Origin of the sequence: Streptomyces sp. NPDC012474, from assembly GCF_042955185.1 — a bacterium.
Lineage (GTDB): Bacteria > Actinomycetota > Actinomycetes > Streptomycetales > Streptomycetaceae > Streptomyces > Streptomyces cahuitamycinicus.
In genome coordinates, this window is sequence record NZ_JBIBEP010000005.1 from 1 (window position 1) to 14730 (window position 14730).

15 protein-coding genes are annotated in these 14730 nt (G+C 70.0%); 7 read left to right on the forward strand and 8 right to left on the reverse strand.

Going from position 1 to position 14730, the window contains the following annotated elements; genetic code table 11:
- Positions 1-358: 358 nt before the first annotated feature.
- Complete coding sequence (locus tag ACFY9S_RS12905) at positions 359-1000, reverse strand: DNA-3-methyladenine glycosylase (protein ID WP_391126642.1); 642 nt, start codon at positions 998-1000, stop codon at positions 359-361.
- A gap of 145 nt (positions 1001-1145) precedes the next feature.
- On the opposite strand from ACFY9S_RS12905, the gene ACFY9S_RS12910 reads away from it, so the two are divergent.
- From ACFY9S_RS12910 to ACFY9S_RS12920, 3 genes are all read left to right on the forward strand, one after another.
- Positions 1146-1928, forward strand: a complete 783-nt coding sequence (locus ACFY9S_RS12910) for a sporulation protein (RefSeq protein WP_102913142.1) — start codon at positions 1146-1148, stop codon at positions 1926-1928.
- Positions 1929-1979: 51 nt separating this feature from the next.
- Positions 1980-2519: a YbhB/YbcL family Raf kinase inhibitor-like protein gene (locus ACFY9S_RS12915; protein WP_391126646.1), complete on the forward strand. Its 540-nt coding sequence runs from the start codon at positions 1980-1982 to the stop codon at positions 2517-2519.
- Between the two features lie 209 nt (positions 2520-2728).
- On the forward strand, positions 2729-3235 hold the full coding sequence (locus ACFY9S_RS12920) for an HNH endonuclease (RefSeq protein ID WP_391126649.1): 507 nt from the start codon (positions 2729-2731) through the stop codon (positions 3233-3235).
- Between the two features lie 58 nt (positions 3236-3293).
- Here the strand turns inward: ACFY9S_RS12920 and ACFY9S_RS12925 are convergent, their stop codons facing one another.
- The 3 genes from ACFY9S_RS12925 to ACFY9S_RS12935 all read right to left on the reverse strand — a co-directional run bounded on the left by ACFY9S_RS12925 (position 3294) and on the right by ACFY9S_RS12935 (position 5709).
- On the reverse strand, positions 3294-4253 hold the full coding sequence (locus tag ACFY9S_RS12925; protein WP_391126652.1) for an SPFH domain-containing protein: 960 nt from the start codon (positions 4251-4253) through the stop codon (positions 3294-3296).
- A gap of 132 nt (positions 4254-4385) precedes the next feature.
- Positions 4386-4817: an NfeD family protein gene (locus ACFY9S_RS12930; RefSeq protein ID WP_391126655.1), complete on the reverse strand. Its 432-nt coding sequence runs from the start codon at positions 4815-4817 to the stop codon at positions 4386-4388.
- Between the two features lie 94 nt (positions 4818-4911).
- The gene (locus tag ACFY9S_RS12935; RefSeq protein WP_391126658.1) at positions 4912-5709 is read right to left on the reverse strand and encodes an ATP-binding cassette domain-containing protein; all 798 of its coding nucleotides are present in this window, start codon (positions 5707-5709) and stop codon (positions 4912-4914) included.
- Positions 5710-5870: 161 nt separating this feature from the next.
- Between ACFY9S_RS12935 and ACFY9S_RS12940 the strand changes: the two genes are divergently transcribed.
- On the forward strand, positions 5871-6656 hold the full coding sequence (locus ACFY9S_RS12940; RefSeq protein WP_391126661.1) for a hypothetical protein: 786 nt from the start codon (positions 5871-5873) through the stop codon (positions 6654-6656).
- Positions 6657-6861: 205 nt separating this feature from the next.
- Here ACFY9S_RS12940 and ACFY9S_RS12945 read toward each other — a convergent pair whose 3' ends face one another.
- The 3 genes from ACFY9S_RS12945 to ACFY9S_RS12955 form a co-directional block, all read right to left on the reverse strand.
- The gene (locus ACFY9S_RS12945; protein WP_030852293.1) at positions 6862-7104 is read right to left on the reverse strand and encodes a chaplin; all 243 of its coding nucleotides are present in this window, start codon (positions 7102-7104) and stop codon (positions 6862-6864) included.
- A 156-nt stretch (positions 7105-7260) separates the two neighbouring features.
- The gene (locus tag ACFY9S_RS12950; RefSeq protein ID WP_391126664.1) at positions 7261-7902 is read right to left on the reverse strand and encodes a response regulator; all 642 of its coding nucleotides are present in this window, start codon (positions 7900-7902) and stop codon (positions 7261-7263) included.
- Complete coding sequence (locus ACFY9S_RS12955) at positions 7895-9064, reverse strand: GAF domain-containing protein (protein ID WP_391126667.1); 1170 nt, start codon at positions 9062-9064, stop codon at positions 7895-7897. Before ACFY9S_RS12955 ends, ACFY9S_RS12950 begins: the two co-directional genes overlap by 8 nt.
- A gap of 234 nt (positions 9065-9298) precedes the next feature.
- Between ACFY9S_RS12955 and ACFY9S_RS12960 the strand changes: the two genes are divergently transcribed.
- The 3 genes from ACFY9S_RS12960 to ACFY9S_RS12970 all read left to right on the forward strand — a co-directional run bounded on the left by ACFY9S_RS12960 (position 9299) and on the right by ACFY9S_RS12970 (position 12108).
- Positions 9299-9997, forward strand: coding sequence for an SDR family NAD(P)-dependent oxidoreductase (locus ACFY9S_RS12960; RefSeq protein WP_391126670.1), 699 nt, complete (start codon positions 9299-9301; stop codon positions 9995-9997).
- Positions 9994-11037, forward strand: a complete 1044-nt coding sequence (locus ACFY9S_RS12965) for an S-adenosylmethionine:tRNA ribosyltransferase-isomerase (RefSeq protein WP_391126673.1) — start codon at positions 9994-9996, stop codon at positions 11035-11037. The genes ACFY9S_RS12960 and ACFY9S_RS12965 overlap by 4 nt, the downstream gene beginning before the upstream one ends.
- Before the next feature lie 342 nt (positions 11038-11379).
- Positions 11380-12108, forward strand: a complete 729-nt coding sequence (locus ACFY9S_RS12970) for a transglycosylase SLT domain-containing protein (RefSeq protein ID WP_391126676.1) — start codon at positions 11380-11382, stop codon at positions 12106-12108.
- 90 nt (positions 12109-12198) lie between these two features.
- Here the strand turns inward: ACFY9S_RS12970 and ACFY9S_RS12975 are convergent, their stop codons facing one another.
- The gene (locus ACFY9S_RS12975) at positions 12199-14724 is read right to left on the reverse strand and encodes an FHA domain-containing protein (protein WP_391126679.1); all 2526 of its coding nucleotides are present in this window, start codon (positions 14722-14724) and stop codon (positions 12199-12201) included.
- Positions 14725-14730: the final 6 nt, after the last annotated feature.

Consider the following 14730-nt stretch of genomic DNA (forward strand, 5'->3'; position numbering starts at 1 on the left):
AGTTCTCAAGGAACGGTCGCTTCCTTTGTACTCACCCTCTCGGGCTTTCCTCCGGGCGCTTCCCTTCGGTCTTGCGTTTCCGACTCTATCAGATCCTTTTCGGTCCGATTCCCTGTCGGCGGGATTTGCCGTGTGGCCCGGGCTTTCGCCTGTCGGCCTTTCGACATTCACTACGTTAGCCGATTCCCCGTCCAACTCATAATCGAGTCTGTCGGCGTCGAATTCAGGCATGCGGGCACGCCGAATTCGCCCCTGCTGAGGGGAGTCGTTGGGTAGTGGTTTTGTCGCTTCCGGCTGCTGGCGATTGCCATACCCGGTTCAGCGGCTCGGACTACATTACGCACCCTGCCAGGGCGAGTCAACTTCGGCGGCGCCTCGGGACATGGGCGCGGTAGGGGCTCACCGTCGGGTCGTTGGCGACCCAGAAGCGCCAGGGGTGCAAGGCTCCGTCGCCGCCCACGCCGGTGCGGGGACCCTTCAGTACCTGGTCGGAGGGGACGGGAGTGCCGGTCAGCATGCGGAGCGGGGTGTCTTCGGACGTGCACGCGTCCGTGCCGTCGAGGGAGCGGTCGACGTCGAGGGCCGTGGCCAGGCGGGCCGGTCCTTTGGCCAGTTCCTTGTCGTTGCGGGCCGAGAGTCGACGGGTGCGGGCCAGTTCGGCGCCCTCGATGATCTCGCCGGCGCGGAGGAGGACCGCACTCGCCCTGCCCTCGGGGCCGCAGACCAGGTTCATGCAGAACCACATGCCGTAGGTGAAGTAGACGTACACGTGACCGGGCGGACCGAACATCACGTCGTTGCGGGCCGTGCGGCCGCGATAGGCGTGGGAGCCGGGGTCGTCGGCACCGTCGTAGGCCTCGACCTCGGTGAGGCGGAGGGCGATCGGACCGTCCGGGGTACTGCGGACCAGGATGCGGCCCAGGAGTCCGGGGGCGACATCGAGGACGGGCCGGTCGAAGAACTCCCTGGACAGGGGCGTACGGTCGGGGGTCGCGATCATGCCGTCCGAGGGTACTGGAGACGCCGGATGCCGCGGGGTGGCCGTCGGACGCCGGCCTTGCCAGGGTGGGGCATGGAACCGGCCACGGCCGGATCGCGTTTGTAGGGATCAAGGGATCCACCCGTAGTGGGCGAGAGGGAGAGACATGGCGTTCAAGAAGCTGCTCGCGAGCCTGGGGGCCGGCGGGGCTTCGGTCGAGACCGTGCTGCACGAGGTCAACGTCGTCCCGGGCGGTGTCGTCCAGGGTGAGGTGCGGATCCAGGGCGGGTCGGTCGACCAGCAGATCGAGGGGCTCTCGGTCGGGCTGCAGGCCAAGGTCGAGGTGGAGAGCGGCGACCAGGAGTACAAGCAGGACATCGAGTTCACGAAGTCGCGGCTGGGCGGGGCGTTCGAGCTGCAGGCGAACGCCGTGCACGCGGTGCAGTTCGGTCTTGAGATCCCGTGGGAGACGCCGATCACGATGATCGACGGTCAGGCCCTGCGCGGCATGAACATCGGGGTGTCGACCGAGCTGGAGATCGCGCGTGCGGTGGACTCCGGTGACCTGGACCCGGTCAACGTGCACCCGCTGCCGGCGCAGAAGGCGATCCTCGACGCATTCATCCAGCTGGGCTTCCGGTTCAAGAACGCGGACATGGAGCGCGGTGTCATCCGGGGTACGCGGCAGAAGCTGCCGTTCTACCAGGAGATCGAGTTCTACCCGCCGCAGCAGTACCGGGGACTGAACCAGGTCGAGCTGAGCTTCGTGGCCGACCAGCACACGATGGACGTGGTGCTGGAGATGGACAAGAAGCCGGGGCTGTTCAGCGAGAGCAGCGACACCTTCCGGTCCTTCCAGGTGGGTCTCAACGACTACCAGGGGACCGACTGGACCGCTTACCTCAACCAGTGGCTCTCCGAGGTCGGCAGCAAGCGCAACTGGTTCTAGGCAGGCCCTAGGCTCGGGAGTGACTGCAGGAAACGATCAGGAGGTACCGAGGTGACCGAGCTCAAGCGGCGGCCGCTCCCCCACGACTTCCATCCGCCCGTTGCGTCGTTCACGGTGACGAGCGCGGACATCGAGGAAGGCGCGACGCTCAAGGACGCTCAGGTCCAGGCGGCCGGCGACACCTCGCCGCAGCTGCGGTGGGAGGGCTTCCCGCCCGAGACCAAGAGCTTCGCCGTGACCTGCTATGACCCCGACGCTCCCACGGGCAGCGGGTTCTGGCACTGGGTGCTGTTCGACATCCCGGCGTCGGTGACAGAGCTGCCGGCCGGTGCGGGCAGTGGCAAGTTCGAAGGTCTGCCGGAAGGTGCGGTCCACGCTCGCAACGACTACGGCGGCAAGGAGTTCGGCGGGGCCGCGCCACCGCCCGGGGACGGGCCGCACCGGTATGTGTTCACGGTGTACGCCGTGGATGAGGAGAAGCTCGGGCCGGACGCGGACGCGTCGCCGGCCGTGGTCGGCTTCAACCTGAGGTTCCACACGATCGGGCGGGCCCAGCTGATCGGTGAGTACGAGGTGCCCGCCGAGGGCTGAGGAAGCCGCCTGTGATCCCGGCGTTCACGGGACGTTTGCCCGCTCCTGGTCTTGGAATTGATCAGGAGCGGGCATTTTTGTTGCCGGGGGTCGCGGGGGTCACCCCCCGTGGGAGCAGCAGATATTGCGTTGTCCATCTCGGCGTGCCCGGCCAGAGTTGACCTCAGCCCGCCAGGGGGTGGGCCGGTGCACACGGGAGGTGGGCTGGTATGCGGGACACGCTGGTGCTGAACGCGAGCTTCGAGCCGCTGTCGACGGTGACGTTGAACCGAGCCGTCGTTCTGGTGCTTCAGGACAAGGCCGTCGTCGAGCAGGCCCACCCCGAACTGCGGATGCGGGGAGCCGCGGTCGACATACCGGCGCCCCGTGTGATCAGGCTCTGCCAGTACGTACGGGTGCCGTTCCGAAGACGAGCGCCGTGGTCGAGGCGGGGCGTGCTGATCAGGGACCGGCACCGGTGCGCGTACTGCGGGAGGCGGGCGACGACCGTGGACCACGTGGTGCCGCGGTCGCAGGGGGGTCAGGACACGTGGCTGAACACGGTGGCCTCGTGTGCGCAGGACAATCACCGTAAGGCGAACCGGACTCCGGAGCAGGCGGCGATGCCGCTGCTGCGGCAGCCGTTCGAGCCGACTCCGGCGGACGCGATGCTGCTGGCGCTGGGGCAGGACGACTTCGACGCGCTGCCGGAGTGGCTGGCGCAGCCCGCGGCCTAGTGCGGTCGTACGGAGGGGCCCGCTTCCTTTGGAAGCGGGCCCCTCCGTTTGTGCCGGGTCAGTCGATGGACGGCTTCTCGCGGCGCTCCTGGGCGGGGACGCCGGCCTGGGGCGCGCCCCCGTTGCCGCCGGAACCGCCGCCGAGGCCGCCGAAGTTGCCCATGGCGCCGGAGAGGCCCTTGAGGGCGTCGCCGATTTCGCTGGGGACGATCCAGAGCTTGTTGGCGTCGCCCTCGGCGATCTTGGGGAGCATCTGGAGGTACTGGTACGAGAGGAGCTTCTGGTCCGGGTCGCCCGCGTGGATGGCCTCGAAGACCGTGCGTACGGCCTGGGCCTCGCCTTCGGCGCGCAGGGCGGCGGCCTTGGCCTCACCTTCGGCGCGCAGGATCTGGGACTGCTTCTCACCTTCGGCGCGCAGGATCTCGGACTGCCGGACACCTTCGGCCTGGAGGATCGCGGCGCGCTTGTCGCGGTCGGCGCGCATCTGCTTCTCCATCGAGTCCTGGATGGAGGTGGGCGGTTCGATCGCCTTGAGCTCGACGCGGTTGACGCGGATGCCCCACTTGCCGGTGGCCTCGTCGAGGACACCGCGCAGGGCCGCGTTGATCTCCTCGCGGGAGGTGAGGGTCCGCTCCAGGTCCATGCCGCCGATGATGTTGCGGAGCGTGGTGACGGTGAGCTGCTCGATCGCCTGGATATAGCTGGCGACTTCGTACGTGGCGGCCCGTGCGTCGGTCACCTGGTAGTAGATGACGGTGTCGATGTTGACGACCAGGTTGTCCTGGGTGATCACCGGCTGCGGCGGGAAGGGCACGACCTGTTCGCGCAGGTCGATGCGGTTGCGGATGGTGTCGATGAACGGGACGACGATGTTGAGGCCCGCGTTGAGTGTCCGCGTGTAGCGCCCGAAGCGCTCGACGATGGCCGCACTGGCCTGTGGGATGACTTGGATCGTCTTGATCAGGGCGATGAAGACCAACACCACCAGAATGATCAGGACGATGATGACGGGTTCCATCGTCGTTCCCCGTATCCCTTCTTCGCTTCGGCGCGTTCGGCAGATCTCATGGTTGTCGGAGATCTTGCTGGTCGAGTCTGACAGACCGTCGTGTGGCTGGCGAGGAGTTCACCCCAGTTACGTCCTGCGAGGTCACATGACGATCGCGGTCGCTCCCTCGATGTCCACGACATCCACTTCCTCGCCTGATTCGTATGCGCGGTCGGTTTCGAGGGCGCGGGCCGACCAGACCTCTCCGGCCAGCTTGATCCGGCCTCCGGAGGCGTCGACGCGTTCCAGGACGACGGCTCGTCTGCCCTTCAACGCCTCCACGCCGGAGGCGAATTGGGGTCGTTGAGCACGGTGCCGGTTCGCGATGGGCCGTACGACGGCGATACCCGCGGCCGAGATGACGGCGAAGACCACGACCTGGGCGACGGCTCCGCCGCCGAAGACGCCGGTGGCCACCGCCGCGGCGACGGCGCCCACCGCCAGCATGCCGAGTTCGGGCATCGCGGTCACCACGAGCGCGATGCCGAGCGCTGCCGCGCCGATCAGCCACCACAGCCATGCGTCGATTTCCACATGGTCATGGTAGGTCCGCGAGCCCTCTCGCCGACAGGGCGCCCATGGTGTGAAATCCCGTTCTTGCTCGGGGATTTGAGTGGCGTGGGGTGGCTCAGGAGAGCGGGAGGCCCTGCGCGGTCCAGCGCTCGCCCGACTGTTCGACGACGAGCGGGAGGCCGAAGCAGAGGGAGAGGTTGCGTGAGGTGAGTTCGAGCTCCAGTGGGCCGGCTGCGAGGACCTTGCCCTGGCGGATCATGAGGACGTGGGTGAAGCCCGGGGGGATCTCCTCGACATGGTGGGTGACCATGAGCATCGAGGGAGCGATCGGGTCGAGGGCGAGACGGCCGAGGCGGCGGACGAGGTCCTCGCGACCGCCGAGGTCGAGGCCGGCGGCGGGCTCGTCGAGGAGGAGCAGCTCCGGGTCGGTCATCAGGGCGCGGGCGATCAGGGTGCGCTTGCGCTCGCCTTCGGAGAGCGTGCCGAACCTGCGGTCCAGGTACTCGCTCATGCCGAGGCGGTCGAGGAAGGCCCGGGCGCGCTGCTCGTCGATGTCCTCGTAGTCCTCGTGCCAGGTGGCGGTCATGCCGTACGCGGCGGTCAGGACCGTCTCCAGGACCGTCTGGCGCTTGGGGAGCTTCTCGGTCATGGCGATGCCGGCCATGCCGATGCGGGGGCGCAGCTCGAAGACGTCGGTGCCGGGGCGGCCGAGGGTCTCGCCGAGGATGGTGGTGGTGCCCGCGCTGGGGTAGAGGTAGGTGGAAGCGAGGTTCAGGAGGGTGGTCTTGCCGGCGCCGTTCGGGCCGAGGATGACCCAGCGCTCGCCCTCCTTGACCGACCAGGAGACCTGGTCCACCAGAGCCCGGCCCTCACGGACCACGGATACGTCCTGAAGCTCCAGAACATCGCTCATGAGCGCGTTGTCTCCCCTTGCAGTGTGGCCGGTCTCGGCTGTCGCGTAAGCCTGTGGCTCGGTCCGCCGCGCCGGTGGGCGCAGCCCTCCATGAAATCTACGCCACCGGTCGGCCGGGGCATTCCCTCGGTCCGGTCCTTGGAGGGTCCTAGGCTGGAGGCATGCTTTCGGAACCACGTGCTGGACGTCTCGCAGCTTGGGGAAATGCCCTTTTGGCCGGACTTGTCTCGCCCGATGACGCTGTCCTGGCCGTCGTCGGCGCGGACGCGGTGCACAGGGTGGAGGGGCTGCCGGGTGAGTCGGGGCAGGTCGGGCTGACACTCGCGCTCGGGCGGCTGCGGACGCTCGGGGTGACCGGGCTGCGGGTGGCGCTGCCCGCGCCGGGGCATCCGCTGGGGCTGAGCGGGCCGCCGGAGTTCAACGCGCGTGCCCTGGAGGCCGAGGAGGCGGTGGTCTGTCACGGAGCCGGTTACGGGCTGGTGCCTGACGTGTACGAGGCCGGGCCCGAGGGAGTGCAGGTCGAGGTGGTGTGGCATGTGCTGCCCGTGCGGGAGGCGCCGCCCGCGGATGTGCCGTCGCTGAGCGAGGCGGAACGGGAGCTGGCGGAGGCCCTGCGGGAGGCCACGGAGGCGCTGACGCGGCTGGACGTTGCCGGGTCGGGCCCGGTGGCGGAGGCGGCGATCGATGCGTACCGGGCGCGGGCCGAGCGGGGGCGGGAGGTGCTGGCGCCGGGGTATCCGCCGCGGGCGGTGCGGGTGCTGGAGCTGGCGCAGCGGGTGGGGACGCTGATCGCCGTGGCGACGGAGCGCGGGCACGGGGGCGCGGTGAGTTCGTCGGAGATCTCCGCGCGGCGGGAGGCGTTGCGGCCGGTGGAGCGGACGGCTCGGCGGGCGCAGGTCGCGGCGTACAACTCCGTTGTGGAGGAGCGGGAGAGGGGGGTGCGGTGACCGGCTTCTCGGGGTGCCCGGAGTTGTCGGGTGCCCGGCGTCGGGGCTGAACGCGGGGCACTGCGCAGCCCGGCGCGGCGGGGTGCTGCCTGCGCCCACCCGTGCCGCCCCCAGCGGCACGCATGCACGCACGCCAACCGGACCGGCCTCCCGGGCAGGACCGGGAGGCCGGTGTCACCTCCGGCTCGGAGACGGAGGTGGTGCGTCAGTGGTTGACGGCGAGGTTGCCGAAGGCCGGGTTCAGGATGCCCACGACGTTCACGCTGTTGCCGGACACGTTGACCGGGACGTGCACCGGGGCCTGGACGACGTTGCCCGAGCCGACGCCCGGGGAGCCCACGGCCTGGCCGTCGGCGTGCGCGCTGGTGGCGGAGGCCATGCCCGCGCCGGCGGCCAGCAGGCCACCCGTCACCATCGTCACGGCCGCGGCCTTCTTCAGGTTCTTCACTTCTGAGCCCTCCTTGCGATTGCCGCGGCAGGCGCCGCAGCACGCACTGGAGAACGGCGGAGATCCTTCGAGGTTGCGCCATGTGAGGGACGTTCCCACGACAGTATGAATCTCGGTCCGGAACGCAACCTTCCGTGTTGCCGTGGGGGAAGCCCGTCAGCCGGTCACGCCATGGCGAACGGCCCACAGGGCGGCCTGTGTTCGGTCGGCCAGGTCGAGTTTCATCAGGATGTTCGAGACATGGGTCTTGACGGTCTTCTCGGAGAGGACGAGCGCGCGGGCGATCTCCCGGTTGGAGCGGCCGTCCGCTATCAGCCCGAGTACCTCGCGTTCCCGCTCGGTGAGCGAACCGGCCCTCCCCGTCCCCGCGTTGCTCTCCTCCTGCGCCAGCAGGGCGCCGGCGACCTCCGGCTGGAGGAGGATGTGCCCGGCGTGCACCGAGCGGATGGCCCCGGCGAGGGCGTCGGGGTCGACGTCCTTGTAGACGTATCCGGCGGCGCCGGCGCGCAGGGCCGGGACGACCGTGCGCTGCTCGGTGAAGCTGGTGACGACCAGCACGCGCGCGGGGTTGGCCAGCTCGCGGAGTCGGCGCAGGGCGTCGACGCCGTCCAGGCCCGGCATCTTGACGTCCATGAGGATGACGTCGGGTTTCAGTTCCTCGGCGCGGTCGACCCCTTCGGCGCCGTCCGCCGCCTCGCCGACGACCTCGATGTCGTCCTGCACTTCGAGGAAGGTGCGCAGGCCCCGGCGGACGACCTGGTGGTCGTCGACGAGCAGCACCTTGATCACGTCAGCCACCGGGGACCTCCATCTCGATGACGGTGCCCTTGCCGGGCACCGATTCCACGGTCAGCGTGCCGCCGGCGCCGCTCGCCCGGTCCCGCATGGAGACCAGGCCGAGATGGCGTCCCGCGCGGCGCACCGCCTGCGGGTCGAAGCCGCTGCCGTCGTCCGTGATCCGCAGGACGGCTCCGCCGCCGCGGCGGTCCAGGGTCACGTCGACCCGGTCGGCGCCGGAGTGCCGCAGGGCGTTGTGCAGAGCTTCCTGGGCGACGCGCAGGAGGGCTTCCTCCTGGGAGGCGGGCAGGGCCTTCACGCCGTGGCCGGCGAAGGTGACGCGGGCGCTGTGGGCCCGGTCGAGGACCTGGATCTGTGTCCGCAGGGTCGCCACGAGGCCGTCCTCGTCGAGGGCGGCGGGACGCAACTCGACGACCGCGGCACGCAGTTCGTCGGCGGCCTCGGCGGCCAGGGCGGCGACCTGCTGGAGTTCGCCCTTGGCGCGGGAGGGGTCGCGGTCCACCAGGCGGGCCGCGGCCTGGGCGGTCAGGCGCAAGGAGAACAGCTTCTGGCTGACCGCGTCGTGCAGTTCGTGGGCGAGGCGGGAGCGCTCCTCGGCGATGGTCAGTTCACGGCTGCGCTCGTAGAGGCGGGCGTTGGTGAGGGCGATCGCGGCGTGCTGGGCGAGGATGCCGAGCAGTTCCTCGTCGTCCTGCGTGAAGCCGCAACCGCCTTCCGGCTCGGGGCACGGGGCGTGTCCCTCCTCGGGGCGCAGCTTGTTGGCGAGGAACAGGGCGCCGAGGACCTCGTCGCCGTCACGGATCGGCAGGCCCAGGAAGTCGACCAGGTCCGGGTGGGCCTTCGGCCAGCCCTCGAAGCGCGGGTCCTTGCGGACGTCCGCGAGGCGTTCGGCCCTGGCCTCGTGCAGCATCGCGGCGAGGATGCCGTGCTGGCGCGGGAGGGGGCCGATGGCCTTCCACTGCTCCTCGCTGACGCCGTCGACGACGAACTGGGCGAAGCCGCCGTGGTCGTCCGGGACGCCGAGCGCGGCGTACTGCGCGTCGAGCAGCTCGCGGGCCGAGGACACGATCGTCTTGAGGACGTCGCGCACCTCCAGATGCCTGCTCATGGCCAGCAGCGCGGAGCTCACCGCGGCGAGGCCGGACCGGGGACCGTGACTCATGTCCTCACGGTACCGGCGGGCTGTGACAGCGCGGATCGGACCGGTGGCGGCGGGCGCCCGGTCGGTGGGCCTAGGTCGCGAGGCCGAGGCGTCCGGGCGGCGGGGCCTACGGCCGGGGGCGGGGCCGTTGGCCGTAGGGCGAAGGGACCCTGCGGTTCGAGGCCTGCGTCGGAGGCGGTCCGGGCGGCCCGGTTCCTACGTTGAGGGCACGCGATCACGACGAGGGAGCAGATCATGCCGGTTGCGATCATCACCGGGGCGTCGAAGGGGCTGGGGCGGGCGCTGGCCGAGGCCCTGGCCGGACGGGGGTGGGACCTGGTGCTAGACGCCAGGGGGGCGGACGCGCTGGCGGAGACGGCCGAGGCCGTGTCCGCGCGGGGCACGCGCGTGTCCGCGCTGCCCGGGGACGTCACGGACGCCGCGCACCGGGCCGGGCTGGTGGCTGCGGCCTGGCGGCTGGGCGGTGTCGATCTGCTGGTGCACAACGCGAGCGCGCTGGGCGCCGAGCCGCTGGTCAGCCTGGAGGAGCTGCCCCTGGAGGGACTGCGCCGGGCGCTGGAGGTGAACACGGTGGCGGGGCTGGGCCTGGTCCAGGAGGCGCTGCCGCTGCTGCGGGCCTCACAGTCGGGCACCGTCGTCGCGGTCAGCTCGGACGCGGCGGCCGAGGCGTACGAGACCTGGGGCGGCTACGGGGCGTCCAAGGCCGCGCTGGACCACCTGATGGCCGTGCTCGCCGTGGAGGAGCCGGGGCTGCGGGTCTGGGCGGTGGATCCCGGGGACATGGCCACGGACCTGTACGCGGCGGCCGTACCGGAGGACCGGGAACCTCGGCCGGAGCCGGCGGCTGCGGTGCCGGGGTTCCTGCGGCTGCTGGACGAGCGTCCGGCGAGCGGGCGGTACGGGGCCGCGGCACTGCTGGACGGAGCCCGATGACCCCGGCCGTGCGGGTACCGGAGGAGTTGTCGGCCTCGGTCCCCGTCGAGCAGCGGCGGCCGGGGCGGCAGCGGGACGCCGTGAGGATGCTGGTGTCGCGGGGTATCGAGGTGGCGCATCACACGTTCCGGGAGCTGCCGCTTCTGCTGCGGGCCGGGGACCTGCTCGTGGTCAACACCTCGGTCACGCTGGCGGCGGCCGTGGACGGATGGACCGGGCACGCGCGTGTGGTGGTGCATTTCTCCACGCGCGGGGACGACGGCCGCTGGGCGGTGGAGCTGCGGGAGCCCGACGGCCGGGGCACCACACGCGCGCGTGCGGGTGGGCCCGCGGGGAGGGAGGTGTGCCTGCCCGGAGGCGTACGGCTGGTTCTGGAGGAGCCGCTGGGCGCGGGGAGCGAGCGGCTGTGGTGGGCGCGGGTGTCCGGGCCGGAGGTGACGGGGCTGCTGCGGGAGCACGGACGGCCGATTCGCTACGCCTACACGCGGCGGGACCAGCCGCTGTCCGCCCACCAGACGGTGTTCGCGCTGCCGTCGGCGGACGGGACGGGCAGTGCGGAGATGCCGAGCGCGGCGCGGCCCTTCACGGCCCGGCTGGTGGCGGAGCTGGTGAGCCGGGGGGTGCTGTTCGCACCGGTCACGCTGCACGCGGGGGTGGCCTCGGCGGAGGCGCACGAGCCGCCCTCCCCCGAGCGTTTCACGGTGCCAGAGGCGTCGGCGCGGCTGATCGACGCCGCGAGGGCCGGTGGGGGCCGGGTCGTGGCGGTCGGGACGACAGCGGTGCGGGCCGTGGAGTCGGCGGTGGACGCCGACGGGACCGTACGCGCACGCGCGGGATGGACTGATCTCGTCGTCACACCGGAGCGCGGGGTACGCGTGGTGGACGGGCTGCTGACCGGGCTGCACGAGCCTGAGGCCTCGCATCTGCTGATGCTGGAGGCGGTCGCGGGGCGGGCGGCGGTTCAGCGGGGATACGAGGCCGCGCTGCAAGGCCGCTATCTGTGGCACGAGTTCGGGGACGTGCACCTCGTACTGCCCTGAAAGGGCCTCACACAGAGCATCGCTTGTGCAACTGGCCGTGAGACTGATCTAGGGGCGATGTGAGCCCTCACATAGGACCCACGTCACGTACGAAAGTGCATAGGAGACAAAGCCCCACCTTTTGAGCGGCCAGTACGTCCAGGTTGTTCGGATTTACCCCTGCCTGATCCACTATCTTCTTTCGTACGTCACACCTTTGCCACGCCATTTTGCGGCCGCTAAGAATTGCTCTCGTCGCTCAGCGCCGTGGGTTCACCTCCGCGGCGTTTGTGTCGGAAACACACCGAGTCCAACGCCGGACGCCGAGCGACTCCCGCGCTATTCGAAGAGGTCCACAGCAGCATGCCCAAGAACATCTTCAGCCGTGCTCAGAGTCGTAGCCTGACCCGTCACCACAAGATCGCCATGGCGGGTGTCGCCACCCTCGGTGCCGCCGCCATCGGGTTCTCCGCTGTGCCGAGCGGTGCCTCGACCAAGACCACGACCGAGGCCGCTCAGCCGGCTGCGGTGGCGTACAGCAACCAGCAGATCAAGGACGTCAAGGCGAGCGTCACGGACCAGATGGCCGGCGCCAGCCTGAAGGCCGAGCAGATCGCGGCGAAGAAGAAGGCCGACGCCGCGGCCGCCGCCAAGAAGAAGGCCGCCGTCGAGGCGGCGAAGAAGAAGGCCGAGGCCGCGCGCCAGGCCAAGGAGGCCGCGAGCCGCGACGCCAAGCGCGCCCAGGCGAAGAAGGCCGCCGCCAAGAGCTACCCGAACAACCTCGACGGCTGGATCCGCGAGTCGCTCGACGTCATGAAGAAGCACGGGATCCCGGGCTCCTACGACGGCATCAAGCGCAACATCATCCGGGAGTCCTCGGGTGACCCGAAGGCGATCAACAACTGGGACATCAACGCCATCAACGGCATCCCGTCGAAGGGCCTGCTGCAGGTCATCCCGCCGACCTTCAAGCACTGGCACGTCCCCGGCACCTCCTGGGACATCTACGACCCGGTAGCCAACATCACCGCCGCCTGCAACTACGCGGCCGACAAGTACGGCTCGATGGACAACGTCGACAGCGCGTACTGAGACCGGCGCGGGACTCTGCTCGCTGTACGAACGCCGAAGGGCGGCACCCTCCTGACGGGGTGCCGCCCTTCGGGCGTCGTACGGCCGCGGTTACTTGCGCATGACCTCGGGCTCGTGGCGGCGCAGGAAGCGGGCCACGAAGAAGCCGCAGATCACGCCGAGGACGAGGAGCGCGCCCATGTCCATGGCCCAGGCCCCGACCGTGTGCTCCCACAGCGGGTCGTTGTCGCCGGCCGTCTCGGGCGGGCTGATCTTGTTGAAGTCCAGCGTGGCACCGGCGGCGGCGACCGCCCAGCGCGACGGCATCAGGAACGAGAACTGGTTGACGCCGATCGAGCCGTGCAGGGCGAACAGGCAGCCGGTGAAGACGACCTGGATGATGGCGAACATCACCAGCAGCGGCATGGTCTTCTCGGCGGTCTTCACCAGCGAGGAGATGATCAGGCCGAACATCATCGACGTGAAGCCCAGCGCCATGATCGGGATGGAGAGCTCGACGAGGGTCGCGCCGCCGAGGACCAGGCCCTCCTCGGGGATCTCGCGGCTGGAGAAGCCGATGACGCCGACCAGCAGGCCCTGGAGCACGGTGATCATGCCGAGCACGAACACCTTGGACATCAGGTACGCCGAGCGCGAGAGGCCGGTGGCGCGCTCCCGCTCGTAGATGACGCGTTCCTTGATCAGCTCTCGGACGGAGTTCGCCGCGCCCGCGAAACAGGCGCCGACCGCGAGGATCAGCAGGACCGTGGTGGCCGTGCCGTTCGGGATGATCCGGCCGGTCTGCGCGTTGGCCGGGTTGGGCAGCAGGCCCTTGTCGGCGTCGATGAGCAGGCTGACCGCGCCGAGCACGGCCGGCAGGATCACCATCAGGGCGAGGAAGCCCTTGTCGGACACGATCACCGAGACGTAGCGCCGCACCAGCGTGACGAACTGGGACATCCAGCCCTGCGGCTTCGGCGGCTTCATCGCCTGCATCTGCGGAACCTGTACGGACTGCGGCGCAACGGCGTCGATGTCCGCGGCGTACATCTGGTAGTGCTGCGAGCCCTTCCAGCGGCCCGCCCAGTCGTAGTCGCGGTAGTTCTCGAAGGCGGAGAAGACATCGGCCCAGGTGTCGTAGCCGAAGAAGTTCAGTGCCTCCTCGGGCGGGCCGAAGTAGGCGACCGAGCCACCCGGCGCCATCACCAGCAGCTTGTCGCAGATCGCCAGCTCGGCCACCGAGTGGGTGACGACGAGGACCGTACGGCCATCGTCGGCGAGGCCCCGCAGCAGCTGCATGACGTCGCGGTCCATGCCCGGGTCGAGGCCGGAGGTCGGCTCGTCCAGGAAGATCAGCGACGGCTTGGTCAGCAGCTCCAGGGCGACCGAGACCCGCTTGCGCTGGCCGCCGGAGAGGGACGTGACCTTCTTGTCCTTGTGGATGTCGAGCTTGAGCTCGCGCAGCACCTCGTCGATCCGGGCCTCGCGCTCGGCGGCCGTGGTGTCGGCCGGGAAGCGCAGCTTGGCCGCGTACTTGAGGGCCTTCTTGACGGTCAGCTCCTTGTGCAGGATGTCGTCCTGCGGGACCAGACCGATGCGCTGGCGCAGCTCGGCGAACTGCTTGTACAGGTTCCGGTTGTCGTACAGCACCTCGCCCTGGTTGGCGGGGCGGTAGCCGGTGAGCGCCTTGAGCAGGGTCGACTTGCCGGAACCGGACGGGCCGATGACCGCGATCAGCGACTTCTCCGGGACGCCGAAGGAGACGTCCTTCAGGATCTGCTTGCCGCCGTCGACCGTGACGGTCAGGTGGCGGGCGGAGAAGGACACCTCGCCGGTGTCGACGAACTCCTCCAGCCGGTCGCCGACGATGCGGAACGTCGAGTGGCCGACGCCGACGACGTCGGTCGGGCCGAGCAGCTGTGTGCCGCCCTTGGCGATCGGCTGGCCGTTGACGTACGTGCCGTTGTGGGAGCCGAGGTCCCGGATCTCCATACGGCCGTCGGGCGTCGAGTGGAACTCGGCGTGGTGCCGGGAGACCTGCAGGTCGGAGACGACCAGTTCGTTCTCCAGGGCACGGCCGATGCGCATCACGCGACCGAGGGAGAACTGGTGGAACGTGGTCGGGCTGCGGTCGCCGTAGACCGGCGGTGCCCCCGCGACACCACCGGGACCCTGCTGTTGCGGGATGTGCGCCGCGGCCTGCTGCGGCTGCTGCCAGCCCGCCTGGGGAGCCTGCTGCTGTGGCGGCTGCTGGGCCGGGGCCTGCTGCCCCCACGCGGGGTTCGCGCCCTGCGCGGCGTACGGCTGCTGCTGGGGCTGGGCCTGCGGCGTGGCGACGGAGGCCGCAGCGCCGGACAGGCTCAGGCGCGGACCGTCGGTCGCGTTGCCCAGGTTGACCGCCGAGCCGGGGCCGAGCTCCATCTGATGGATGCGCTGCCCCTGCACGAACGTGCCGTTGGTGCTGCCGTGGTCCTCGATGACCCAACTGCGGCCGTTGAAGCTGACCGTGGCGTGACGCCAGGAGACCCTGGCGTCGTCGAAGACGACGTCCCCCTGCGGATCACGTCCGAGGGTGTAGGCCCTGGACGGATCGAGCGTCCAGGTACGTCCGTTTGATTCCAGTACGAGTTCCGGCACTCCATG

Coding starts and splice junctions, on each gene's coding strand:
- ACFY9S_RS12965 (WP_391126673.1), top strand. CDS start 9,994: ATGACCCCGGCCGTGCGGGTACCGGAGGAGTTGTCGGCCTCGGTCCCC.
- ACFY9S_RS12940 (WP_391126661.1), top strand. CDS start 5,871: ATGCTTTCGGAACCACGTGCTGGACGTCTCGCAGCTTGGGGAAATGCC.
- ACFY9S_RS12910 (WP_102913142.1), top strand. CDS start 1,146: ATGGCGTTCAAGAAGCTGCTCGCGAGCCTGGGGGCCGGCGGGGCTTCG.
- ACFY9S_RS12925 (WP_391126652.1), bottom strand. CDS start 4,253: ATGGAACCCGTCATCATCGTCCTGATCATTCTGGTGGTGTTGGTCTTC.
- ACFY9S_RS12970 (WP_391126676.1), top strand. CDS start 11,380: ATGCCCAAGAACATCTTCAGCCGTGCTCAGAGTCGTAGCCTGACCCGT.
- ACFY9S_RS12905 (WP_391126642.1), bottom strand. CDS start 1,000: ATGATCGCGACCCCCGACCGTACGCCCCTGTCCAGGGAGTTCTTCGAC.
- ACFY9S_RS12935 (WP_391126658.1), bottom strand. CDS start 5,709: ATGAGCGATGTTCTGGAGCTTCAGGACGTATCCGTGGTCCGTGAGGGC.
- ACFY9S_RS12955 (WP_391126667.1), bottom strand. CDS start 9,064: ATGAGTCACGGTCCCCGGTCCGGCCTCGCCGCGGTGAGCTCCGCGCTG.
- ACFY9S_RS12960 (WP_391126670.1), top strand. CDS start 9,299: ATGCCGGTTGCGATCATCACCGGGGCGTCGAAGGGGCTGGGGCGGGCG.
- ACFY9S_RS12920 (WP_391126649.1), top strand. CDS start 2,729: ATGCGGGACACGCTGGTGCTGAACGCGAGCTTCGAGCCGCTGTCGACG.